Below are 24,147 nucleotides of genomic sequence, written 5' to 3' on the forward strand. Positions count from 1 at the left end.
ACCTTGATGAAGGAGCCCTCTCGTGACCTCGCGCAGCCTCGTCCTCCTCAAGCCCGACGCCGTCCGTCGCGGGCTGATCGGCGAGATCATCAGCCGCATCGAGCGCAAGGCCGGCTGGACCATCAGCGCGCTGGAGATGCGCACCCTGGACCAGGACACGCTGGAGCAGCACTACGGCGAGCACAAGGGCAAGCCCTTCTACGAGCCGCTGGTGGAGTTCATGGCCTCCGGTCCGGTCGTCGCGCTGGTCGTGGAGGGTGAGCGGGTCATCGAGGGCCTGCGCGCGCTCGCCGGGCCGACCGACCCGATCGCCGCCGCGCCCGGTTCCATCCGCGGCGACTACGGTGTTATCGTCCGCGAGAACCTGGTGCACGCCTCCGACTCGGAGGAGTCCGCCGAGCGGGAACTCAAGATCTTTTTCCCGGGCCGGTTCTGAGCAGCCCCGGACGCTTCTCCGGCGTCCGGATGATGAACTTTCGATCCCGCAGTGTGAACAATTCCTGAGGGCTTTTCACGTCACTCGGACGCATGACCAAGGGCGGCCGCGGAAGCCGGTCGAACAAACCCGGTCGCTCCCTGGCATATGCGTGCCGTTCGGGGGAACGGCTACCCCCGAACGCCCGTCTCCAGAAGCGAGGCGACGCGTCATCTGCTGACAATGGCGAAGACCCTCGCGCAGTGTTTCGTGCGGGCGAGACTACGATGTAAGCCTTCACGTCACAGCACCCACTTCGCCGCCCCAACAAAAGCCGTCACACGCTCAACTTGGGAAGGCCACACGAATCCTGATGGGGAACTCAATGTCGTTCATCGGCCGTGACATGGCTGTGGACCTCGGGACCGCCAACACGCTGGTGTACGTCAGGGGTCGCGGGATCGTGCTCAACGAGCCGTCGGTCGTCGCGATCAACACCAACACCGGAGGCATCCTCGCCGTCGGTGCGGAAGCCAAGAAGATGATCGGCCGGACCCCGGGCAACATCGTCGCCGTGCGTCCGCTCAAGGACGGCGTCATCGCCGACTTCGAGATCACCGAGCGGATGCTCCGCTACTTCATCCTGAAGATCCACAAGCGGCGCTATCTGGCGCGCCCGCGGGTCGTGGTCTGTGTGCCCTCCGGCATCACGGGCGTTGAGCGCCGCGCGGTCATCGAGGCGTCCTCCCAGGCCGGCGCGCGCCAGGTGCACATCATCGAGGAGCCCATGGCGGCCGCCATCGGTTCGGGCCTGCCGGTCCACGAGGCCACGGGCAACATGGTGGTGGACATCGGCGGCGGCACCACGGAGGTCGCGGTCATCTCGCTCGGCGGCATCGTCACCGCCCAGTCCATCCGCGTCGCGGGCGACGAACTGGACAACGCGATCATCCAGTACGTCAAGAAGGAGTACTCCCTCCTCCTCGGCGAGCGGACGGCCGAGCAGATCAAGATCACGATCGGTTCCGCGTACGACCTCGACGCCGACGAGCACACCGAGATCCGCGGCCGGGACCTGGTCTCCGGACTGCCCAAGACCGTGGTCATCTCCGCGGCCGAGGTCCGCAAGGCCATCGAGGAACCGGTCAACGCCATCGTGGACGCGGTCAAGACGACCCTCGACAAGTGCCCGCCGGAGCTGTCCGGTGACGTCATGGACCGCGGCATCGTCCTCACCGGCGGCGGCGCCCTGCTGCGCGGCCTCGACGAGCGGCTGCGCCGGGAGACCGGTATGCCCATCCACATCGCCGAGGACCCGCTCGACAGCGTGGCGCTCGGTTCGGGCAAGTGCGTCGAGGAGTTCGAGGCGCTCCAGCAGGTGCTGGACGCCCAGCCCCGCAGATGAGGCGACGCGCCGACTCCGCCGTACGAGACGATCGCCTCTCGTGCGGCGGATCGTTGATATAGAGGCATAAGCTCCCCCATACATCCCCGGGTTCCCCTACACATTCCGACAGAGGAAGGCACGGCCGCCGCACGTGAGGGACACACGAGAGAGCCGGCTGCTCCTGGTGCTGCTGATCGCCATCGCGTTCGCGTTGATCACGGTGGACATCCGAGGCGGCCAGGACTCACCGGTCGAAGGTGCCCGCCAGGCCGCCGCCACGGCGTTCGGCCCGATCGAGAACGGGGTGGCGTCCGCCGTCGACCCCGTCGGCAACGCGGTAGCGGCCGTGCGCGACTCCGCCAGGCGGCACGACCGCATCGCGCAACTCGAGCGTTCCAACGCCGCGTTGAAGGCGAAGCTCGGCAGCGACGACCGCAACCGCAGCCGCCTCAACCAGCTCGACAAGATGATCCGGGTGGCGGGCGAGGGACAGTACGGGATCAAGGGCGCCGAGGTCATCGCCATAGGAGCGGCCCAGGGCTTCTCCTGGACGGTCACCATCGACGTGGGTGCCAAGGACGGCATCAAGCGCGACATGACCGTTCTGAACGGCGACGGACTGGTCGGTCGCGTCACCACCGTCGGCCCCGACACCTCCACCGTGCTGCTGGCCAACGACCCCGACTTCACCGTGGGCACCCGTATGGAAGGCAGTGACGAACTCGGGTTCGCCGCCGGGCAGGGCGACCGCCCGCTGCGCGTCCAGCTCCTCAACGGCAAGGCCGACGTGAAGAAGGGCGACCGCCTCGTCACCTTCGGCTCCGAGGCCGACAAGCCGTTCGTGCCCGGTGTCCCGGTCGGCGTGGTCTCCCGGATCGACCCGTCCGGGGGCGGTCTGACCCGCACGATCTATGTGAAGCCGTTCGTGTCCTTCAGCAGCCTCGATGTCGTCGGCGTCGTCGTCCAGGCACCGAAGAAGGACCCGCGCGACACCGTGCTGCCCCCGAAGCCCCAGCCGACACCCATCCCGACCGTGACCGTCACCGTCACGCCCTCGGCGTCCGCCGACAACCAGGCGTCCGGCGACGGTCAGTCGTCCGACGTCGAGTAGCGGACGCCCAAGGAGCCGAACCAGATGCGCCTCAACCGGATGCTGCTCTCCACCGCCCTGGTGATCGTCGCCCTGGTGATCCAGGTGAGCGTTCTCGCTCGCCTGCATCTGCCCGGTGCCGTCCCGGACCTGGTGCTCCTGACGGTCGTCGCCCTCGCCCTGGTCTACGGCCACGTCGGCGGGTGCCTCATCGGCTTCGGCGCCGGCCTGCTCTCCGACCTGGCCCCGCCCGCCGACCACGCCGCCGGCCGCTACGCCCTCGTGCTGTGCGTCATCGGCTACCTCGCCGGACTCGCCCGGCCCGAGAACGGCCGGCTGAAGTCCGCCAGCGGCCCGATGTTCGTGGTGGTCGCCGCCGCGATCGGCTCCACCCTGCTGTACGCGGGTGTGGGCGCCCTCGTCGGCGACACCGCCGCCCGCCATGTCGGCCTCACCAGCCTGCTGGCCACGGCCGCCGCGTACGACCTGCTGCTCGCGCCCTTCGTGGTCCCCGGGATCATGGCGCTGGCCCGCCGGATCGACAACGACCCGCTCGCCGAGACCAGTTCCGCCAAGGCCGCCGACGTCTCCTCCGGCTGGCTCTCCTCGGGCACCGGACTGCGCATCGGCAGCCAGCGCGGGGTCCTGCGGGTCAAGGCCGCCAAGGCCCGGGTGGCCCGGGCCGGACGCATCAAGGGGGTCAAACGGCTGTGACCCCGCCGGAGCCGGCCGCCTGGTCACACAGCTCCACCGTGTACACCTATGACGCGTACGTGCACGGAGCGGGTGCGACAGCAGTGACCGACACCCGCCCGTCCTCCGCAACCACCCTCGACCTCAGTGGGCTTCGCCGATGACTAACATCCCCGAGACCGGACGGACGCCCCGCGTCCAGATCCGGCTGGTCGTCATCCAGATCCTCGTCCTCTCCCTCCTCGGCACCCTCGGCGGCCGCCTCTGGTACCTCCAGATCCGCAACGGCGCCGAGTACGCCAAGGAGGCCTCCGGCAACCATGTCCAGCAGGTCGTCCAGCCCGCCGTACGCGGTGACATCCTGGACGCGCGCGGCGTGCCCATCGCCGACAACGAGACCCGGCTGGTGGTCTCCGCCTCCCGCACCGACCTGCTGAAGATGAAGGACGACGGCAAGGCGGTCCTCGTCAAGCTGGCCGGTGTCCTCGGCATGAAGCCGCAGGACGTCGAGGGCAAGGTCCGCCTGTGCGACGCGAAGACGCCGCAGCCCTGCTGGAACGGTTCCCCGTACCAGCCGATCCCCATCACCGACGAGGCCACTCCCCGTCAGGCCCTGCAGATCCGCGAGCGCTCCGAGGACTTCCCCGGCATCACCGCCGAACCCGAGGCCGTGCGCCGCTACCCGGGCCCTGGTGAGACCAACACCGCCCAGGTCCTCGGCTACCTCTCGCCCGTCACCGACGACGAGATCCAGCAGGCCAAGGACACCGACTCGCCCTATCTGCGCTCCGACATGGTCGGCCGCTCCGGCCTGGAGCGCCAGTACGACAAGGTGCTGCGCGGCAAGGCGGGCGTCACCCGCTACGAGGTCGACAACCTCGGCCGCGTCATCGGCAAGGCGAAGAGCGACGCCGCCGAGCCCGGCTCGAACCTGATCACCAGCATCGACGCCCGGGTCCAGCGGGTCGCCGAGTACGAGCTGGACAACGCGATGAAGATCGCCCGCACCCAGTTCGACAAGATCACCGGCGAGAACTACAAGGCGGACTCCGGTGCCGTCGTCGTGATGGAGGCCAAGACCGGACGGATCGTCGCCATGGCGTCCGCCCCGACCTACGACCCGAACGTCTGGGTCGGCGGCATCTCCGCCAAGGACTACCAGCAGCTCACCGGCAAGGACTCCGACTACCCGCTGCTCAACCGGGCCATCCAGGGGCAGTCGGCACCCGGCTCCACCTTCAAGGTGGTCTCCACCGCCGCCGCGATCCAGGCCGGCTACCCCTTCGACGGCAACTACCCCTGCACCAGCTCGTACTCCGTCGGTGGCCAGGTCTTCAAGAACTTCGAGGGGGAGAACTTCGGCCCGATCTCGCTCGGCCGCGCCCTGGAGGTCTCCTGCGACACCGTCTTCTACGGCCTCGGGGACAACGAGTGGAAGAAGGACGGCGGCATCAACCCCAAGAAGGGGCAGCCCAAGGACTGGTTCTTCAAGACCGCTCACCAGTTCGGCCTCGGTAAGCCCACCGGCATCGACCTGCCCAACGAGGTCTCCGGCCGCGTCCCCGACCGCCAGTGGAAGCAGAAGTACTGGGAGGCCAACAAGGACGTCTGGTGCAAGACCGGCAAGAAGGACGGCGACTACGTCGAGAAGATCGCGTACGAGAACTGCCTCGAGGGCAACAAGATGCGCGAGGGTGACGAGATCAACTACTCCATCGGCCAGGGCGACACGCTCCTGACACCGATCCAGGAGGCCGACATCTACTCGGCGATCTCCAACGGCGGCACCTTGTGGAACCCGACCATCGGCAAGGCGATCGTCAGCCCCGACGGCAAGCACGTCACCGAGATCAAGCCCAAGTCGCACGGCAGGCTGCCGATCAGCCAGAAGACGCGGGACGTCATGGAGGAGGCCCTCGCGGGCGTCGTCACCCGCGGTACCGCCGCCTGGAAGTTCGGCGGCTGGCCGCAGGACAAGATCCCGCTGCACGCCAAGACCGGTACCGCCGAGGTCTACGGCAAGCAGACGACGTCGTGGCTGGCCACGTTCTCCAAGGACTACGCGGTCGTCATGACCATCGCCCAGGCCGGTACGGGTTCCGGCGCCTCCGGTGAGGCCGTGCACAACATCTACAACGCCCTGTACGGCGTCCAGAAGGACGGCTCGATCGACAAGAACAAGGCGCTGCTGCCCACCCCGCAGCAGGGCCTGCCCAAGATCCACCCTGACGGCTCGATCGAGGCCCAGAAGGTCCAGAAGTACGACCCGAGCGCCGACCAGGCGAGCCAGCAGGACCAGCAGGGGAACGCCGACACCGGCAGCCCGGCCGCCACCGTGCCCTCGCCCACCGCGAGCAACCGCCGCACCGCCCGGCGCTCGCCCCGCGCGAAGAAGAGGCGGAGGATCCTCGCATGACCGGAGCGAACAACTTCTCCGTCTCCGGGTACGGCCCCGACCGGGCGAGCTGGACCCGGATCTTCGCCCGCGACGGACTGGCCCGCCGGCTCGACTGGCCGATACTGCTGTCGGCCACGGCCCTGTCCCTGATCGGCGCCGCCCTCGTCTACTCGGCGACCCGCAACCGCACCGAGATCAACCAGGGCGACCCGTACTACTTCCTGATCCGGCATCTGATGAACATGGGCATCGGATTCGCCCTGATGATCGGCACCATCTGGCTCGGCCACCGCACCCTGCGCACGGCCGTGCCGATCCTGTACGGGTTCTCGCTCCTGCTGATCCTGCTGGTGCTCACCCCGCTCGGTGCCACCATCAACGGCAACCGCAACTGGATCGTCTTCGGCGGCGGCTTCTCCCTGCAGCCCTCCGAGTTCGTGAAGATCACCATCATCCTGGGCATGGCCATGCTGCTCTCGGCCCGGGTCGACGCGGGCGACAAGCCCTACCCCGACCACCGGACCGTGGCGCAGGCCCTGGGCCTGGCCGCCGTCCCGATGATGATCGTCATGCTGATGCCCGACCTCGGCTCGACGATGGTCATGGCCGTCACCGTGCTGGGCGTGCTGCTCGCCTCCGGCGCCTCCAACCGCTGGGTCTTCGGCCTGCTCGGCGCGGGCATCCTGGGCGCGGTCGCCATATGGCAGCTGCACGTCCTGGACGAGTACCAGATCAACCGCTTCGCCGCCTTCGCCAACCCGAGCCTCGACCCGGCGGGCGTCGGCTACAACACCAATCAGGCGCGTATCGCGATCGGTTCCGGCGGACTCACGGGCGCGGGCCTCTTCCACGGCTCGCAGACCACGGGCCAGTTCGTGCCCGAGCAGCAGACGGACTTCGTCTTCACGGTCGCGGGCGAGGAGCTGGGCTTCGTCGGCGCGGGTCTGATCATCGTGCTGCTCGGGGTCGTCCTGTGGCGGGCCTGCCGGATCGCCCGGGAGACGACCGAGCTCTACGGCACGATCGTCGCCGCCGGCATCATCGCCTGGTTCATCTTCCAGGCCTTCGAGAACATCGGCATGACCCTCGGCATCATGCCGGTCGCGGGCCTGCCCCTGCCGTTCGTGTCGTACGGCGGCTCCTCGATGTTCGCCGTCTGGATAGCGGTGGGGCTGTTGCAGTCGATCCGGGTGCAACGGCCGATGTCGGCGTGAGCGGCGTGGGCGGCGTGAGCGGCGTGGGTGGCGTGAGCATGTGGGGCGCTCGTGTCGGCCGCGGTGGTCGTGCCGGTCGTGTCGGCCGTGGTGATCGTGCCGGTCGTGTCTGCCGTGGTGGTCGTGTCGGCCGTGGTGGTCCTGCCGCTCGTGTCGGCCGTGGTGGTCCTGCCGCTCGTGTCTGCCGTGGTGGCTGGGCCGCTGATGTCTGCCGTGGTCGCTGTGCCGCTCGTGTCGCCGTGGTGGCGTAGGGGACTGTGCCGCGTAGGAGGCATGGCCCGGTGGGCCGGGCCGGGCGGTGTTCGGCCCGGCCGACCGGACGGACCGCGACCCACGTTCGTCCGGAGGGACGCGTTCCGGACGAACACCGATGAGCCCTGCCCTCCCGGCCCGATTGCCACTAGATTCGGTCCATGGCGGACACGAAACGCGAAATCGAGCGCAAGTACGAGGCCGCGATCGGGGACGACCTGCCCGACCTGACCGTCGTCGGCGGCGTCTCGGCCGTCGTCGACCGGGGCACCGCCGAACTCGACGCCACCTACTACGACACGGCCGACGCGAGGCTGGCCGGCGCCTCCCTGACCCTGCGCCGCCGCACCGGCGGCGACGACGCCGGCTGGCACCTCAAACTGCCGGTCGCCGACGGCGTGCGCGACGAGGTGCGCGCCCCGCTCTCCGACACCGTCCCTCCGCATCTCCACGACCTGGTCCGCTCCCGTATCCGGGGCGCCGAACTGGTCCCCGTGGTCCGGCTGCGCTCCTCCCGCGACATCCGCCACCTCGTCGACGCCGACGGCACCCTGCTCGCCGAGGTCTGCCTCGACCGGGTGCACGCCGAGCGGCTCAGCGGCGGCACGGGCACCGCCGACTGGACCGAGATCGAGGTGGAGCTCGCGGACGACGGCGACCCCGCCTTCCTCGACAAGGTCGACAAGAAACTCCGCAAGGCGGGCGTGAACCGCTCCTCGGCCGCCTCCAAGCTGGCCAGGGCGCTGGAGGAGACCGTCAGCCGCCCCACGCCCGCCAAGACCGGCGAGCGGCAGCCGCCCCCCGCTCCGGCCCGTGCGCCACAGCCCCCCGTCACCGCGGGCGACCACGTCCTCGCCTACGTCCGCGCCCAGCGCGACGCCATTGTCGGACTCGACCCCGCAGTGCGCCGGAACGTCTTCGACTCGGTGCACTCCATGCGCGTCGCCACCCGCCGGCTGCGCAGCACCTTCCGCTCGTTCGGCAAGATCCTGGACCGCCGGGTCACCGACCCGATCGCCGACGAGCTGAAGTGGCTGGCCGGCGAGCTGGGCCTCGACCGCGATCTGGAGGTCCTCACCGAGCATCTGACGACCGCCGTGTCCGAACTTCCCGCGACCCTGGTCTCCGGCCCCGTCCGAAACCGCCTGCGCTCCTGGTCCGAGGCCCGGCGCGACGGCTCCCGGCGTCGGCTGATCGACGTCCTGGACAGCGAGCGCTACCTGGACCTGCTGAACACGCTCGACACCCTGATCGCCGACCCGCCCCTGCTGAAGGCGGCCGCCAAGGCCCCGGAGAAGGCGCTTGCCAAAGCCGTGCGCAAGGACTTCCGCAAGGTCGCCGGCCTGGTCGGCGAGGCCCTCGACCTGCCCCCGGGCCACGACCGGGACGTCGCGGTGCACGAGGCGCGCAAGAAGACCAAGCGCACCCGGTACGCGGCCGAGACCGCCGCGCCCGCGCTGGGCAAGCCCGCCGAGTCCCTGGTGAAGTCGATGAAGTCGCTGCAGACCCTGCTGGGCGACCACCAGGACAGCGTGATGGTCCGCGACGCCCTGCTGGACCTGTCGGCTCAGGCGAACGCGACGATGGAGAGCACCTTCACGTACGGCGTCCTGTACGGGCGGGAGGAGCAGCGGGCGGCGGCCACGGAGGCGGCCCTCCCGGAGATGTGGCGGAAGGTGCGGACCGCGACCGACATCTGAGCCGGTGGGACCGGCTGTCGGTCCGGTCGCCGGGCCACCCGGCCGGCCGACCGTCCGGGGATGAGTCCGGAGCGCGTTAGGCTTGATGGTCACCCCCATCAGTTCCCTCCAGCCCACGAAAGTCGCGAGATGTCTGCCGAAGCCGCTGTATCGGTGTTCCCGCAGCTCGAAGCTCTGCTCCCGCATGTGCAGAAGCCGATCCAGTACGTCGGCGGTGAGCTGAACTCCACCGTCAAGCCGTGGGAATCGTGTGACGTCCGCTGGGCGCTCATGTACCCGGACGCGTACGAGGTCGGTCTGCCCAACCAGGGCGTCATGATCCTCTACGAGGTCCTGAACGAGCAGGAGGGCGTCCTCGCCGAGCGCACCTACAGCGTGTGGCCGGACCTGGAGACCCTGATGAGGGAGCACGGCGTCCCGCAGTTCACGGTGGACAGCCACCGCCCGGTGAAGGCCTTCGACGTGTTCGGCCTGTCCTTCTCCACGGAGCTGGGCTACACGAACATGCTGACGGCGCTGGACCTGGCGGGCATCCCGCTGGAGGCCAAGGACCGCACCGTCGACGACCCGATCGTGATGGCCGGCGGCCACGCCGCCTTCAACCCCGAGCCGATCGCCGACTTCATCGACTGCGCGGTGATCGGCGACGGCGAGCAGGCCGTCCTCGAGGTCACGAAGATCGTCCGCGCCTGGAAGCAGGAGGGCCGCCCGGGCGGCCGCGAGGAGCTCCTCTTCCGCCTGGCGAAGACCGGCGGGGTCTACGTCCCCGGCTTCTACGACGTCGAGTACCTCCCCGACGGTCGCATCGGCCGTGTCGTTCCCAACAGGTCGGGCGTCCCGTGGCGCGTGTCCAAGCACACGGTCATGGACCTCGACGAGTGGCCGTACCCGAAGCAGCCCCTCGTCCCCCTCGCGGAGACGGTCCACGAACGCATGTCCGTCGAGATCTTCCGCGGCTGTACGCGTGGCTGCCGCTTCTGCCAGGCGGGCATGATCACCCGTCCGGTGCGCGAGCGCTCCATCACGGGCATCGGCGACATGGTCGACAAGGGCCTGAAGGCGACCGGCTTCGAGGAGGTCGGCCTCCTCTCCCTGTCCTCCGCGGACCACTCCGAGATCGGCGACATCGCCAAGGGCCTCGCGGACCGGTACACCGAGGACAAGATCGGCCTGTCCCTCCCCTCCACGCGCGTGGACGCCTTCAACATCGACCTCGCGAACGAGCTGACCCGCAACGGTCGCCGCTCGGGCCTCACCTTCGCCCCCGAGGGCGGCTCCGAGCGCATCCGCAAGGTCATCAACAAGATGGTCTCGGAAGAGGACCTGATCAGGACGGTCGCCACGGCGTACGGCAACGGCTGGCGCCAGGTGAAGCTGTACTTCATGTGCGGCCTGCCGACGGAGACCGACGAGGACGTCCTGCAGATCGCCGACATGGCGACGCACGTCATCCAGAAGGGCCGCGAGGTCTCCGGCTCGGGCGACATCCGCTGCACGGTCTCGATCGGCGGCTTCGTCCCCAAGCCGCACACCCCCTTCCAGTGGGCCCCGCAGCTCTCCGCAGAGGAGACGGACGCCCGCCTGGAGAAGCTGCGCGACAAGATCCGCGGCGACAAGAAGTACGGCCGCTCGATCGGCTTCCGCTACCACGACGGCAAGCCGGGCATCGTCGAGGGCCTGCTCTCGCGGGGCGACCGCCGCATCGGCGCGGTCATCCGCGCGGTCTACGACGACGGCGGCCGCTTCGACGGCTGGCGCGAGCACTTCTCGTACGACCGCTGGATGGCCTGCGCGGACAAGGCGCTGGCCCCCTTCGGCGTGGACGTCGACTGGTACACCACCCGCGAGCGCACCTACGAGGAGGTCCTCCCCTGGGACCACCTCGACTCGGGCCTCGACAAGGACTGGCTCTGGGAGGACTGGCAGGACGCCCTCGACGAGACAGAGGTCGAGGACTGCCGCTGGACCCCGTGCTTCGACTGCGGGGTGTGCCCGCAGATGGACACGGCCATCCAAATCGGCCCGACCGGCAAGAAGTTGCTCCCTCTGACGGTCAAGAACGCTGCTCCGACACCCGCTTCGAGTGGTCACGCGCACTGAGGTGCGCTAGGCGCTCGATCGGGTGTTGAGCCCCCTCCGCATCGGAGGGGGCTCAGTGTCGTCCGCAGCGTGGTCGCGGTTCTGACCGGCCGCACGATCACGTCGCCGCGCGGCTGTGCCTCGTCACCGCACCCGAACTGCCGTGACCTGCTGGAACGACCGATTCTGGTGGCTCTGGCAAGTTGATGTCCCGGGCGACGATTGCTGGATACAGTCGCCTTGTCACTACTGGTTGTGGAGGCAACCAGAGCTTGGTCGGCGGTGCCGACGTCCTGGGGAGGGCCTGTAGCGCATGAGTCGTCGCTCTGCTGGTTTTGTCGGTGCCTGGGCTGAGATGCAGCGTGAGCATCAGCGGCAGGTGGATGCCGAGGCGAGACGGCTCCGGGAGGAGGCGCGACAGGCGCGGGCCCATGAGCGACTCGCCGCTCAGAGTCACCGAGAGTACCGGCAGGCGGAAGCCAGGCGGCGTACGGAGGAACTGGAAGTCCGGGTGGCGACCTTGCGAGGCCTGCTTGCCGCGGGCTGCCGGGTGCCGGCCTTCAGGGCGTCGTCCCTGATGTGCTCGGAAGAGAACACGCCGTTCGATCCAGGGCAGTTGGCGTGGCCTGTGCGCATGCCCGATCAGAGCCAGTACCAGGCGCAGGGAGGCTGGACCCCCAACCGGCGGGCACAGGCGCAGGCCGAGGCCCGGGCTCGTTTCGAGCGCGACTGGCATGCGGCGCAGGCTGCCGAAACGCAGAGACAGCAGCAGTTGGCCGGGTTGCAGCGCGATCACGAGCAGCGGACAGAGGCTCAGCGCGCCGAGGTGCGCCGGCACAATGCCGGGGTCATCGAGGTGACCGAGGGCGTCCGGCGTGGCGACCCCGACTCCGTGGTCGAGTACAGCTCCGCCGCTCTTTACTCGTCGAGGGCATGGCCGGAGGGGTTTCCGCGGCAGGCTGCTGCGGCCTACGACGCGGCGGGGCGGCAACTGGTTCTGAACTGGGAGCTTCCCGGGTACGGCGTCGTTCCGGAAGCCAAGTCGGTCAGATACGTACCCGCCCAGGACCAGGACAAGGAAACGGCACGTCCTGTGACCCAGCGCCGCGCGCTGTACAGGGAGGTGTTGGCGCAGAGCATGCTGCTCGTGCTGCACCAACTCTTCGCGGCGGACGAGTACGGCGCGCTCGACTCCGTGGCCCTGAACGGGTTCGTGGATGCCCACGATCCGGCGACGGGCAGGCGAGGGCAGATATTCCTGGCGACCGTCATGGCTTCTCGAGCGGTGTTCACCGATCTGCATCTGGAACAGGTGGACCCGGTCAGCTGCCTGACGGACGCGCTGAGGGGCCAACTCGCCACCCGGCCCGACCATCTCACGTCTGTACGGCCGAGCCGGCAACCGGAGGATGTCGGGAGTCACGTCGGCACGCATGGCGATGATGGGGAGCCGGATCTGTATGACATAGACCCGATTGCCTTCGAATCCCTGGTAGCCGATCTGTTCCGTGCCATGGGCATGCAGGCCGTGACGACTCAGCGCTCGAACGACGGTGGCGTGGATGTGGACGCGCTGGATCCGACTCCCGTCCGAGGGGGGAAGATCGTCGTTCAGGTGAAGCGCTACCGCAACACGGTGCCACCCACAGCAGTGCGCGACCTCTACGGCACGGTCCAGGACGTAGGCGCGAACAAAGGCGTCCTGGTGACCACCTCGGGTTTCGGGCCCGGGTCACGCACCTTCGCGCGCGGCAAGCCCCTGGAACTCATCGCAGGCGACGAACTGGTCGATCTGCTGCACAGGCACGGGCTGCACGGGCGCCTGGGACAGGCGGCACCAGCCACGTCGGCGCAGCCCGCGCCCGGTCCGGTGACCCCGCCCGAGGACCACAACGTGCTGGGCATGATGTGGACCGGCGACGTCGCACTGGACGTGTGCGCGCTTGTCTGCCAGGGCAACCGGGTGGTCAGCGAGGACCACTTCGTCTTCTTCAACAATCCGCAGACCCCGGACGGATCGGTACGTGCGGTGCCTCCTGCGGCGCCGGACAAGGCAGCGATCCGTGTCGCCTTCGACGCACTGCCGGACACGGCTGACCGTTTCGTGCTGGTGGCGGCTGTCGATCCGGAGGCGAACCCGGAGGCCGACCTCTCTGGGTTCACCGATGCGTGCATTCGTCTGCTTGACCCGGCGATGAAGGAACTCGGGCGGCTGGAGGTCTCTGACGGCCGCGTACGAGAGACGGCGTTGGTGCTTGGATCGTTTCGTCGCAGGTCTGGCGGAGACTGGGACTTCGTGCTCGGGGGGAAGGGTTATACGGGCGGCCTGGAGCAACTCGTCCGGGACTACGGCATCGAAGTGGAATGACGCACCGTTCAATCCCACGCATGGTTCGAATGACCGGAGACCGGAGACGTAGCGGCGGGGACTGGAAACGGAGCGTCAGCTACCGTGCCAGTCCCCGCCCCTACTCAGGCCGGCTCCCGGTCCAGGGTGACGTCGAGGTCCCCATTGAAATCGTGTCCAACCGTAATAATGTTGGTCTGATAGATGATCAGGCTCTCATCATCTTCGCCGAACTGGCAGGTGACCTGCGTGGATTCGTCGTCCTCGCACAGGCTGGCCCAGTCGGGGTCGACATCGTCGTATGAACGTGCGCTGGCCGTCGTGGCACCACCGAGCAGGGCAACGGCTGCAGCGACCGTTGCGACTCCAAGCTTCACGGAATGACGCACCTAAGCCTCCATTGTCTTGACCTTTTGGTTGGCAGGTTGATTATCGTTTAATTGCGGCCACACCCCTGTTGTGATCGGTGTGCAAACGAGTGAAAAATGATATGAGCAGCTCTCTTGGTCTCGCTTTGATCAGGTGAGGCCTGTCTGCACAGGACCTGAGGACGCATCAGCCCTGTGGTTCAGAAGGCTTCTGCGAACTCGCCCTTGGGAATGCGCTCAATGGCGTGTGTGACCAGGCCGGCCCCGCAGGCGGCCATGAGCGCACCGACGTGGACGGATGCCGTGGACGACTCACGGGCGATGATCCGCAGCGTGCTCGGCGAGCAGAACAGAACATGCTTCCGCGTCGGGACTCGTGCAGCAGTCAGAGGACAGGTCTCCCCCCGGTATCGGCGTGCCACGTGGCTGACCCTTCAGCGGTCAGCTCCGCCAGGACCGCGTCCCAGTCCGTCCATCAGCGGGGCGAGCAGGCGTTCGTGCTGTTCGGGGTCGGTCGACGCGAGGGCGATGCCGCTGTGGCGTGTCAGGACATCGAAGGCTGCCGGATCGTCCAGGACATCCCCTTCGGCGAGGCGGCGTCGAGGAGCTTGGTGAGGGCGGCGAGAATCCTGGCCCGGCTGTGCCACGGCGGCCCGGAGCGTGCCGGTGTCGCCACTACGCTCTTGACCCCGAGGCCGCACAGTGCCTCTGGGACCTCTCGGCACACGGCACCAGCGGATGAAGCCACGGGCGATGGCGGCCCGAGCACCGGTCCTGGGAGCCAACGTCCACGATTTCTGCGGGGTGTTGTGACGAACGAGGACAAGGCGCCCCCGCGCCGGCCGCGGTTCCTCCCACGCCCCGGACGCCTTGCCCGGCCCCGGTTCGGCGTGATCGGTGGGGCCCCCTTCCCGATGGGGAGGGGGCTCCGGGACGATGGGCTTGTGCCGGCCCACCGAGTTCGCCCGCTCGTCGGCCATGAGCGGTTCAGTCGCCGCCCGAGCCCGAGCCGTAGAGCGCGGCGATGTCCTTGGACGTCGTCCACCGGCTGTAGGTGGGTGACTGGGGCCAGCCTTCGGGTGAGTCCTGCCATTCCTCCTGTCGTCCGTACGGCAGGAGATCGATCAGCGCGAAGGTGTGACTGAGCTGCTCCGTACCCCGGCCGTCGGTGTGCCAGGTGCGATAGACGGTGTCGCCGTCGCGCAGGAACACGTTGACCGCGAACCCTCCGTCAGTCGGTGCGCCGACATCGGCCCCGAACGAGCTGTCGGCCGTCGAGTACCACGGCATCCGGTTGCCGACCCGTTGCTTGTAGGCGAGTGCCTCTTCGATGGGGCCCTGGGTGACGATGACGAATCGCGCGTCGTAGTTGTCCAGGAACTCCAGGCGGGTGTACTGCGAGGTGAACCCCGTGCAGCCCGGGCACTGCCACTCCTTGCCGGCGAACCACATGTGGTTGTAGACGATCAGTTGCCGCCTGCCTTCGAAGACGTCCGCCAGCCGAACGGGGCCGTCCTCACCCTCGAGGGTGTAGTCGGGCATCTCGACCATCGGCAGGCGACGACGCTCGGCGGCGATGGCGTCGAGCTCCCGCGTCGCGGCCTTCTCCCGGGCACGCAGTGCCTCGAGCCGGCGCTCCCAGGTCGCGGCGTCGACGACGGGTGGTAGGGCATGGGTGGTCATGGTCCCCTCACAGAGTTCGTGCGCGGCTTTCCCTTGCGCAGAGGCAGACCTCACCGGGCTCCGGAACTCATCGGTCGTCCCGCCCGATCTCATCAGCGCGGGCATCACGGTCATGGTGGACATCACCACGCTTCTGTCTGTACGAGGTCGGCTCGGCCTGACCCCGGGCCTGGCCGCGTGAGAACCTGGACGGCGTGGGGAAGCGACGGAGACCAGGCCGTCAGGAGATTGCCGGCAGCGGTCCATATCGCTGATCTCTGCGACGGGACAGTCGCGTCGGTCACCCGGTCCGAGGTGTCGGTGATCCTGGACGGGCTCGCCGGCCGCCCGCTCGGGGTGGTGGGGGCGTTGGACGGGTCCTGGCGTCAGTGCTTCGCCGAGGTCGCTGTGATCGGGCAGCGGATCATCGCATCGCCGAGCCCCCTCCGGGCCTGGAGGGGGCTCGGCGCCTGCTCTTTCTCCGGCGGTTCCTCGGGACCTCTTCCGGTGGATCTTCGTGGAGCCGGTGTAAGGGGGACACAGACGGTGCCGACGCCCGTCGGGCACATCGTCCGGGGGTGCGGTCCCGGAACCCCGCGAGTTCCGGAGGATCTCCCTCCGGGAACCGATGGCCGGGTGGACACGTAGTCTTGGTAGCAGGACCACCGCTCTCACGAAGGACTGAACGACACTGGGCAAGCGACAGCCCGAAGGCCCGCCGCCCGCACCCGCGGTGCAGCGCATCCGACTGCGCTACACCAAGCGCGGCCGCCTCCGGTTCACCAGCCACCGTGACTTCCAGCGCGCCTTCGAGCGTGCGCTGCGCCGTGCCGAGGTGCCGATGGCGTACTCGGCGGGGTTCACGCCGCATCCGAAGGTGTCGTACGCCAATGCCGCACCCACCGGCACGGGCAGTGAGGCGGAGTATCTGGAAATCGCGCTCACCGAGGCGCGCGACCCGGACAAGCTGCGTGAGCTCCTCGACGAGTCGCTGCCCGCCGGGCTCGATGTCATCGAGGCGGTCGAGGCCCGCACCTCCGGGCTCGCCGACCGGCTCACGGCATCGGTGTGGGAGCTGCGCCTGAACGGCGTGGACCCCGCGGACGCCGAGCGTGCGGTCGCGGCCTTCAGCGAGGCAGGCACCGTCGAGGTCCAGCGCATGACCAAGAACGGTGTGCGCACCTTCGACGCCCGCCCCGCGGTCGTGAGCCTCGAAAGCGTGGACACACACAGTTCGCATGCCGATAGGCCGACCGACCAGCCCTGTGCGATACTGCGGCTGGTTGTTCGGCACGTGACGCCTGCCGTACGACCCGACGACGTCCTGTCCGGTCTCCGCGCCGTGGCCGACCTGGCGCCGCCGGTCCCCGCAGCGGTGACCAGGCTGGCGCAGGGGCTGCTCGATGAAGAGACCGGCACGGTGACCGACCCGCTCGCGCCCGACCGCGAGGCAGCAGCGACCGAGCCAGTCACGGCCGGTGCGACTGCCGCCGCGACGGCGCCGGCGTAAGGAAGGTCCCGCGTAGGGACGGACGTCGTAGCGCCACCCTTGTACTCGGGAGCCACCTGGGTCGGGCAGCGCATCGACCAGAAGACTTTCGCCAGGCCGTGCGCACATGGGCGTACGGAACCGGTGAGACAAGACACAGAGAGCTCCCGTGCGGCGCCCGCGCCCCGGACGGCGGCACCGCGCATCGCGCGAGCCGCGGACGTCACCGGCGATGCCGGACCAGGCACGGCGCCCGGGAGCCTGACGGGAGAAACGCCCGCATGCTCGAACCGACCGAGCCCATCGAGGGCTCCGAGAACAACACCCCCAGCGACACTCTGCCGCCGCGCCGTCGGCGCCGTGCCGCGTCGCGCCCGGCGGGCCCGCCGTCGGCCGCGGCCGACACCGAGACCTCCGAGGGCACGACGACCGAAGTCGTGACCGGCACGGCATCGGCCATACCGACCGCACAGACCGGGCAGCCCGCCGAGGCCGCCCCGGCAGCGGAGGCCGTCGAGGCCACTGGGGCAGAAGAGAACGAAGAGACCGAGGCCGCGACCGCCGTGACCGGTGAGGCCGAGCCGACGGAACCGGTGGCCGAGGAGGCCGCTCCGACTCGTACGCGCCGTCGCGCCACGCGCCGGGCGTCCGCGCCTGCCGGTGCGCCCGAGTCCGCTGAGACGGTGGAGGTTGTGGTGGCCGCTGGTGCGGAGGGTGCCGAGGCGCCCGTGCCTGCCGTGGAGGCTCCGGCGGAGGCTGAGGAGGCGGCTCCGGCTCGTACGCGTCGTCGTGCGACGCGCCGCGCGTCCGCGCCTGCCGGTGCGCCCGAGTCCGCTGAGACGGTGGAGGTTGTGGTGGCCGCTGGTGCGGAGGGTGCCGAGGCGCCCGTGCCCGCCGTGGAGGCTCCGGCGGAGGCTGAGGAGGTGGCTCCGGCTCGTACGCGTCGTCGTGCGACGCGCCGCGCGTCCGCGCCTGCCGGTGCGCCCGAGTCCGCCGAGATCGTCGAGGCTCCCGTCGCCGAGGAGACCGCCCCCGAGGCACCGGCGGCCGCCGCGGAGACCGAGGCCGAGCCGTCGGCCGAGGAGACCGCCCCGCGTCGTACGCGTCGCCGTGCCGCGCGCCGCGCGTCCGCGCCTGCCGGTGCGCCCGAGTCCGCCGAGATCGTCGAGGCTCCCGTCGCCGAGGAGACCGCCCCCGAGGCACCGGCGGCCGCCGAGGAGACCGCCCCCGAAGCTCCCGCCGCCGAGGAGGCCCCCCGTCGCGCCCGTCGGCGTGCCACCCGCCGGGTGTCGGCGCCCGTGGACGAGACCGCCGCAGCGCCCGAGGCGGCGCCCGTGACCGCCGCCGAGACCCCCGAGGCACCGGCGGCCGCCCCGTCGCAGGCGGAGCCGGTCGCCGAGGAGGCCGCTTCGCGCCGCTCCCGCCGTCGCGTCGTGCGCAAGGCCGCCACCGGGTTCTCCGAGCCCGCGCGGTCCGCCGCCGACGAGTCGTCCGAGGCCGCACAGCGCCCGGCGCGCCCCGCCGTGGCCGTCTTCCAGGCGCCGGTGTTCGCCGAGCCGATGTTCCAGACCCCGGAGCGGGCCGCCGCCGCTGCCGCCGCCGCCGAGGCCGCGGAGCAGCACGAGACCGTCGAGGAGGAGCCGGCCGGCCAGCGCCGCCGCCGTCGTCGCCGCGGTGGTGACGAGGAGCCGGTGGCCATCGCGCCCGAGACCGCCGATGAGGCGCAGGAGGCCGAAGAGGCCGAGGAGCCGGAGGAGTCCGCCGAGGTCGAAGAGGCCGACGAGACGGAGGAGACCGGTTCGCGTCGGCGCCGCCGCCGTGGTGGCCGTCGCCGCCGTAGGGGCGAGGCCGCCGAGGGCGAGGAGGCCGAGGAGCTCGCCGCCGAGCAGGCCGCGCAGGACGCCGAGGACACCGCCGAGCAGCTGGACGAGGACGCCGAGGACGCGTCCGAGGAGCACGGCGAGGAGTCGTCGGCCGGCGGTACCAGCAGCAGCCGTCGCCGCCGTCGGCGCCGCCGCCGGGCCGGTGACAGCGGCGTCGACAGCGAGCCGTCGTCGGACGACCCGGAGCGCACGGTCGTCAAGGTGCGCGAGCCCCGTAAGAAGGACGAGCGCTCCGGTGACGCCACCGACGAGGTGCAGTCCATCAAGGGCTCGACCCGTCTCGAGGCCAAGAAGCAGCGCCGCCGTGAGGGACGCGAGCAGGGCCGTCGCCGTGTGCCGATCATCACCGAGGCCGAGTTCCTGGCCCGGCGCGAGGCCGTCGAGCGTGTGATGGTCGTGCGGCAGAGCGGTGAGCGCACGCAGATCGGCGTCCTGGAGGACGGCGTGCTCGTCGAGCACTACGTCAACAAGGAGCAGTCGACCTCGTACGTCGGCAACGTCTACCTCGGCAAGGTGCAGAACGTGCTGCCGTCGATGGAGGCCGCCTTCATCGACATCGGCAAGGGCCGGAACGCCGTCCTGTACGCCGGTGAGGTCAACTTCGAGGCGCTCGGGCTCTCCGGCGGCCCGCGCCGCATCGAGAGCGCCCTCAAGTCCGGGCAGTCGGTCCTGGTGCAGGTCACCAAGGACCCCATCGGACACAAGGGTGCCCGTCTGACCAGCCAGGTCTCCCTCCCGGGCCGCTACCTGGTGTACGTCCCCGAAGGCTCGATGACCGGCATCAGCCGCAAGCTGCCCGACACCGAGCGGGCCCGGCTGAAGACCATCCTCAAGAAGATCGTCCCCGAGGACGCGGGCGTCATCGTGCGCACCGCCGCCGAGGGCGCGAGCGAGGAGGAGCTGCGCCGGGACGTCGAGCGACTGCAGGCGCAGTGGGAGGACATCCAGAAGAAGGCGAAGAACGGCAACGCGCCGACGCTGCTGTACGGCGAGCCGGACATGACCGTCCGGGTCGTGCGCGACATCTTCAACGAGGACTTCTCCAAGGTCATCGTCAGCGGTGACGAGGCATGGGGGACGATCCACGGATACGTCGCGCACGTCGCGCCCGACCTGGCCGACCGTCTGCAGCGGTGGACCAGCGAGGTAGACGTCTTCGCCACGTACCGGATCGACGAGCAGCTCGCCAAGGCGCTGGACCGCAAGGTCTGGCTGCCCAGCGGTGGTTCGCTGGTGATCGACAAGACCGAGGCCATGGTCGTGATCGATGTCAACACCGGCAAGTTCACCGGCCAGGGCGGCAACCTCGAAGAGACCGTGACCAGGAACAACCTGGAGGCGGCCGAGGAGATCGTGCGCCAGCTGCGGCTGCGCGACCTCGGCGGCATCGTGGTCATCGACTTCATCGACATGGTCCTGGAGTCCAACCGCGACCTGGTGCTGCGGCGTCTGCTGGAGTGCCTGGGCCGCGACCGTACGAAGCACCAGGTCGCCGAGGTGACCTCGCTGGGCCTCGTGCAGATGACCCGCAAGCGGGTCGGCCAGGGTCTGCTGGAGTCCTTCTCCGAGACCTGTGTCCACTGCAACGGCCGTGGCGTGATCGTGCACATGGACCAGCCGCCCGCCGCCGGCGGCAAGCGCAAGAAGCGCGGCCGGGGCGGTGCCGAGGCCGAGCCCGAGACGCACGAGGCCGTGGCCGCGGAGGTCGAGGAGGCCGTCGAGGCGGCTCCTGCCGCCGCGGAGTTCGAGGCCGAGGTGGCCGCCGAGATCGCGGCCCCGGTCGCCCTGCCGGAGCCGGCGTTCGCCGCCGACGAGGAGCTGTACAGCAGCGTCGCCGAGGCCGAGGCCGCCGCTTCCAGGGGCCGTTCGCGGCGCCGTGCGACCCGGCGGGCATCGGCTCCCGCCGGTGCCCCGCGCAGCGAGGAGCGGGCGCCGAGGTCCCGTAAGGACGAGCGTGCTCCGAAGTCGCGGCAGGACGCCGAGGCGGAGCCGGTGGCGGTCGAGGACCCGGTCGTCGAGGTGCCCGCGCCGGTCGAGGAGGAGGCCGCGCCCAAGGGCCGTACGCGCCGCCGTGCGACCCGCAGGGTGTCGGCGCCCGCCGGTTCGCCCGCGGAGGCCGTGGTGACGGTCGGCGAGGCCGCACCGCAGGCCGAGGCCCCCGTCGCGGCGCCTGTGGCGACCGTCGAGGCCCCCGAGGCGGTCGAGGCGGTCGAGACGGCCGAGGCCGCGGCTCCGGCCCGTCCGCGCCGTCGCGCCGTGCGCAAGTCCACCGCGCCCACCTCCTCCGAGGAGGCGGCCGTCATGGTCGTCCCGTCGGCGGCCGAGGAACCGGCTCCGGCCGGGGAGCCGGCCCAGGCGGCGGAGGCCGAGGCCGAGGAGTCCGCGCCCGCCAAGAAGGCGGCCCGCAAGACCGCCAAGAAGGCGACGGCGAAGAAGGCCGCCACGAAGAAGACGACGGCCAAGAAGACGGCTGCCAAGAAGACCGCCGCGAAGAAGACCACCGCCAAGAAGGCGGCGGCCAAGAAGACGGTCGCCAAGAAGACGGCCGCCGCCGGGCAGCCGGCTCAGCCGACGGTCTCGGTGACCACGGAGGACTGACCCACCGACCCCTCCACGGTCACGGCATCGCACGACGGCGGCCCGCCCCGGGATCTCCCGGGGCGGGCCGCCGCCGTGTGCGACGCGCCGTCAGCGCGGCCGCTGTCGCCGCCTTTGGGGAGTGGCCGGCCGCTTCGTACGTCGTCAGGCCGAGCCCGGTTTGACCCGTCAGGCCCGTCCCCGTAACCTTGACCGTCGGCGTGTCCACTGATGCGCCACATCCCCGTAAACCTCTTCCTTCCGGGCGCCGGGCGCCTCGGGAGAGGCCGTTCGCGGTGCCGGACGGCTGGACTGCGGGGGTGCCGTTTCCCGAGTGATGAGAGTGAGATCCGCGTGTACGCCATCGTGCGCAGCGGTGGTCGCCAGCACAAGGTTGCTGTCGGCGACATCGTTGAGGTTGACAAGATTTCCACTGCCAAGGTTGGCGACACGGTCGAGCTCTCGACCCTGCTCGTGGTCGACGGCGACGCTGTGACCAGCGACCCGTGGGTGCTGGCCGGCATCAAGGTCCAGGCTGAGGTCGTGGACCACCACAAGGGCCAGAAGATCGACATTCTGCGCTACAAGAACAAGACCGGCTACCGTCGTCGGCAGGGCCACCGCCAGCAGTACACGGCGATCAAGGTCACGTCGATCCCCGCGGCTGCGAAGTAAGGGACTGAGGAGAAATGGCACACAAGAAGGGCGCATCGTCCACCCGGAACGGTCGCGACTCCAACGCCCAGCGGCTCGGCGTGAAGCGCTTCGGCGGTCAGGTCGTCAGCGCGGGTGAGATCCTGGTCCGCCAGCGCGGCACCCACTTCCACCCCGGCGCGGGCGTCGGCCGCGGCGGCGACGACACGCTGTTCGCGCTGCAGCCCGGTGCGGTGGAGTTCGGTACCCACCGCGGCCGCAAGGTCGTGAACATCGTTCCGGTCGCCTGAGACAGTCCCTTTCGGGTTCAGGCGCCGTAGAGCGTTGCGCGAGGCGGACCTCACTTCCCGGTCGGGAAGGCGGGTCCGCCTTTCGCTTGTTACTCAAGCACACCCCGTACGTTTCTGGAGGCACCTACCATGACCACCTTCGTGGACCGCGTCGAACTCCATGTCGCCGCGGGTAGCGGAGGCCACGGCTGTGCCTCCGTACACCGCGAGAAGTTCAAGCCGCTCGGCGGCCCCGACGGGGGCAACGGCGGCCGGGGCGGCGACGTGATCCTCACCGTCGACCAGTCCGTCACCACGCTTCTCGACTACCACCACTCCCCGCACCGCAAGGCCACCAACGGCAAGCCCGGCGAGGGCGGCTTCCGCGCCGGCAAGGACGGCCAGGACCTGGTCCTGCCGGTGCCGGACGGCACGGTCGTGCTCGACAAGGCGGGCAACGTCCTGGCCGACCTGGTCGGGCACGGGACGTCGTACGTCGCCGCCCAGGGTGGCCGCGGCGGCCTCGGCAACGCGGCGCTGGCCTCCGCCCGGCGCAAGGCGCCCGGCTTCGCGCTGCTCGGCGAGCCCGGCGATCTGCAGGACATCGTGCTGGAGCTGAAGACGGTCGCGGACGTGGCCCTCGTCGGCTACCCCAGCGCGGGCAAGTCCTCGTTGATCTCCGTGCTGTCCGCGGCCAAGCCGAAGATCGCCGACTATCCGTTCACCACCCTCGTGCCCAACCTCGGAGTGGTCACCGCGGGCGAGACCGTCTACACGATCGCGGACGTGCCGGGGCTGATCCCGGGCGCCAGCCAGGGCAAGGGACTCGGCCTGGAGTTCCTGCGGCACGTCGAGCGATGCAGCGTGCTCGTGCACGTGCTGGACACGGCCACCCTGGAGTCCGACCGCGATCCCCTCTCCGACCTCGACATCATCGAGGCCGAGCTGCGCGAGTACGGCGGGCTGGACAACCGCCCGCGCATCGTCGTCCTCAACAAGACCGACGTACCGGACGGCAAGGACCTGGCCGAGATGGTGCGGCCGGACCTGGAGTCGCGTGGCTACCGCGTCTTCGAGGTGTCCGCCGTGGCCCATCTCGGGCTCAGGGAGCTCTCGTTCGCCCTTGCCGACCTCGTCGCGAGGGCCCGCGCCGCCAAGCCGAAGGAGGAGGCGACGCGGATCGTCATCCGGCCGAAGGCCGTGGACGACGCGGGCTTCACGGTGACGCGCGAGGACGAGGGGCTGTTCCGGGTGCGCGGCGAGAAGCCCGAGCGCTGGGTGCGGCAGACCGACTTCAACAACGACGAGGCCGTCGGCTATCTCGCCGACCGGCTCAACCGCCTCGGTGTCGAGGCGGCGCTGATGAAGGCGGGCGCCCGGTCCGGCGACGGCGTCGCCATCGGACCCGAGGACAACGCGGTCGTCTTCGACTGGGAGCCGACGGTCACGGCGGGTGCGGAGATGCTCGGCCGACGGGGTGAGGACCACCGGTTCGAGGCGGCGCGGCCCGCCTCGCAGCGGCGCAAGGACCGGCAGGCCGAGCGGGACGAGGCCCTCCAGGAGTTCGACGACTTCGAGCCGTTCTGAGCGGCGCCGACCGCCCGGGGGCAGCACGGTGGCCGTGCCGGCTGCCCCCTGGTCGGCCCGAGCGGCTTCGGGGCTCCTTCGGG

General features: G+C 70.0%; 16 protein-coding genes. 14 read left to right on the plus strand and 2 right to left on the minus strand.

What is annotated here, in order from left to right; all coding sequences use genetic code 11:
* The first annotated feature begins 22 nt into the window (after nucleotides 1-22).
* From ndk to ACFY2Z_RS21435, 9 genes are all read left to right on the plus strand, one after another.
* On the plus strand, nucleotides 23-436 hold the full coding sequence (gene ndk, locus ACFY2Z_RS21395; RefSeq protein WP_390745683.1) for a nucleoside-diphosphate kinase: 414 nt from the start codon (nucleotides 23-25) through the stop codon (nucleotides 434-436).
* A 364-nt stretch (nucleotides 437-800) separates the two neighbouring features.
* Nucleotides 801-1,820 (plus strand): rod shape-determining protein, encoded by a 1,020-nt coding sequence (locus ACFY2Z_RS21400; RefSeq protein WP_234515679.1) that lies wholly within the window; start codon nucleotides 801-803, stop codon nucleotides 1,818-1,820.
* A gap of 133 nt (nucleotides 1,821-1,953) precedes the next feature.
* Nucleotides 1,954-2,913 carry a rod shape-determining protein MreC gene (mreC, locus tag ACFY2Z_RS21405; protein WP_390745684.1) on the plus strand — a complete coding sequence of 320 codons (960 nt, stop codon included), beginning with the start codon at nucleotides 1,954-1,956 and terminating at the stop codon, nucleotides 2,911-2,913.
* A 24-nt stretch (nucleotides 2,914-2,937) separates the two neighbouring features.
* Nucleotides 2,938-3,606, plus strand: coding sequence for a rod shape-determining protein MreD (gene mreD, locus ACFY2Z_RS21410; protein WP_390745685.1), 669 nt, complete (start codon nucleotides 2,938-2,940; stop codon nucleotides 3,604-3,606).
* 139 nt (nucleotides 3,607-3,745) lie between these two features.
* Nucleotides 3,746-6,001: a penicillin-binding protein 2 gene (gene mrdA, locus ACFY2Z_RS21415; RefSeq protein ID WP_390745686.1), complete on the plus strand. Its 2,256-nt coding sequence runs from the start codon at nucleotides 3,746-3,748 to the stop codon at nucleotides 5,999-6,001.
* Nucleotides 5,998-7,197 carry a rod shape-determining protein RodA gene (gene rodA, locus ACFY2Z_RS21420; protein ID WP_390745687.1) on the plus strand — a complete coding sequence of 400 codons (1,200 nt, stop codon included), beginning with the start codon at nucleotides 5,998-6,000 and terminating at the stop codon, nucleotides 7,195-7,197. The genes mrdA and rodA overlap by 4 nt, the downstream gene beginning before the upstream one ends.
* A 413-nt stretch (nucleotides 7,198-7,610) precedes the next feature.
* Nucleotides 7,611-9,149: a CHAD domain-containing protein gene (locus tag ACFY2Z_RS21425; RefSeq protein ID WP_390745688.1), complete on the plus strand. Its 1,539-nt coding sequence runs from the start codon at nucleotides 7,611-7,613 to the stop codon at nucleotides 9,147-9,149.
* A 129-nt stretch (nucleotides 9,150-9,278) separates the two neighbouring features.
* Nucleotides 9,279-11,249 (plus strand): TIGR03960 family B12-binding radical SAM protein, encoded by a 1,971-nt coding sequence (locus tag ACFY2Z_RS21430; RefSeq protein WP_390745689.1) that lies wholly within the window; start codon nucleotides 9,279-9,281, stop codon nucleotides 11,247-11,249.
* 613 nt (nucleotides 11,250-11,862) lie between these two features.
* Entirely contained in the window at nucleotides 11,863-13,596 is a 1,734-nt protein-coding gene (locus ACFY2Z_RS21435; protein ID WP_390745690.1) for a restriction endonuclease, read from the plus strand.
* Between the two features lie 104 nt (nucleotides 13,597-13,700).
* Here the strand turns inward: ACFY2Z_RS21435 and ACFY2Z_RS21440 are convergent, their stop codons facing one another.
* Both ACFY2Z_RS21440 and ACFY2Z_RS21445 read right to left on the minus strand, forming a co-directional pair.
* Nucleotides 13,701-13,952: a hypothetical protein gene (locus ACFY2Z_RS21440; RefSeq protein WP_390745691.1), complete on the minus strand. Its 252-nt coding sequence runs from the start codon at nucleotides 13,950-13,952 to the stop codon at nucleotides 13,701-13,703.
* Nucleotides 13,953-14,930: 978 nt separating this feature from the next.
* Entirely contained in the window at nucleotides 14,931-15,626 is a 696-nt protein-coding gene (locus ACFY2Z_RS21445) for a DUF899 domain-containing protein (protein WP_390745692.1), read from the minus strand.
* 712 nt (nucleotides 15,627-16,338) lie between these two features.
* Here ACFY2Z_RS21445 and ACFY2Z_RS21450 point away from each other — a divergent pair.
* The 5 genes from ACFY2Z_RS21450 (at nucleotide 16,339) to obgE (ending at nucleotide 24,064) form a co-directional block, all read left to right on the plus strand.
* Nucleotides 16,339-17,115 (plus strand): TIGR03936 family radical SAM-associated protein, encoded by a 777-nt coding sequence (locus tag ACFY2Z_RS21450; RefSeq protein ID WP_390745693.1) that lies wholly within the window; start codon nucleotides 16,339-16,341, stop codon nucleotides 17,113-17,115.
* A 260-nt stretch (nucleotides 17,116-17,375) separates the two neighbouring features.
* The gene (locus tag ACFY2Z_RS21455; protein WP_390745694.1) at nucleotides 17,376-21,575 is read left to right on the plus strand and encodes a ribonuclease E/G; all 4,200 of its coding nucleotides are present in this window, start codon (nucleotides 17,376-17,378) and stop codon (nucleotides 21,573-21,575) included.
* A 333-nt stretch (nucleotides 21,576-21,908) separates the two neighbouring features.
* Entirely contained in the window at nucleotides 21,909-22,229 is a 321-nt protein-coding gene (gene rplU / locus ACFY2Z_RS21460) for a 50S ribosomal protein L21 (RefSeq protein ID WP_030749991.1), read from the plus strand.
* A 14-nt stretch (nucleotides 22,230-22,243) separates the two neighbouring features.
* Nucleotides 22,244-22,498 (plus strand): 50S ribosomal protein L27, encoded by a 255-nt coding sequence (gene rpmA, locus ACFY2Z_RS21465; protein WP_311699018.1) that lies wholly within the window; start codon nucleotides 22,244-22,246, stop codon nucleotides 22,496-22,498.
* Between the two features lie 129 nt (nucleotides 22,499-22,627).
* Nucleotides 22,628-24,064, plus strand: coding sequence for a GTPase ObgE (gene obgE / locus ACFY2Z_RS21470; RefSeq protein WP_390745695.1), 1,437 nt, complete (start codon nucleotides 22,628-22,630; stop codon nucleotides 24,062-24,064).
* Nucleotides 24,065-24,147: the final 83 nt, after the last annotated feature.

Source organism: Streptomyces sp. NPDC001222 (genome assembly GCF_042896945.1).
In the GTDB taxonomy this organism is placed as follows: domain Bacteria; phylum Actinomycetota; class Actinomycetes; order Streptomycetales; family Streptomycetaceae; genus Streptomyces; species Streptomyces gibsoniae.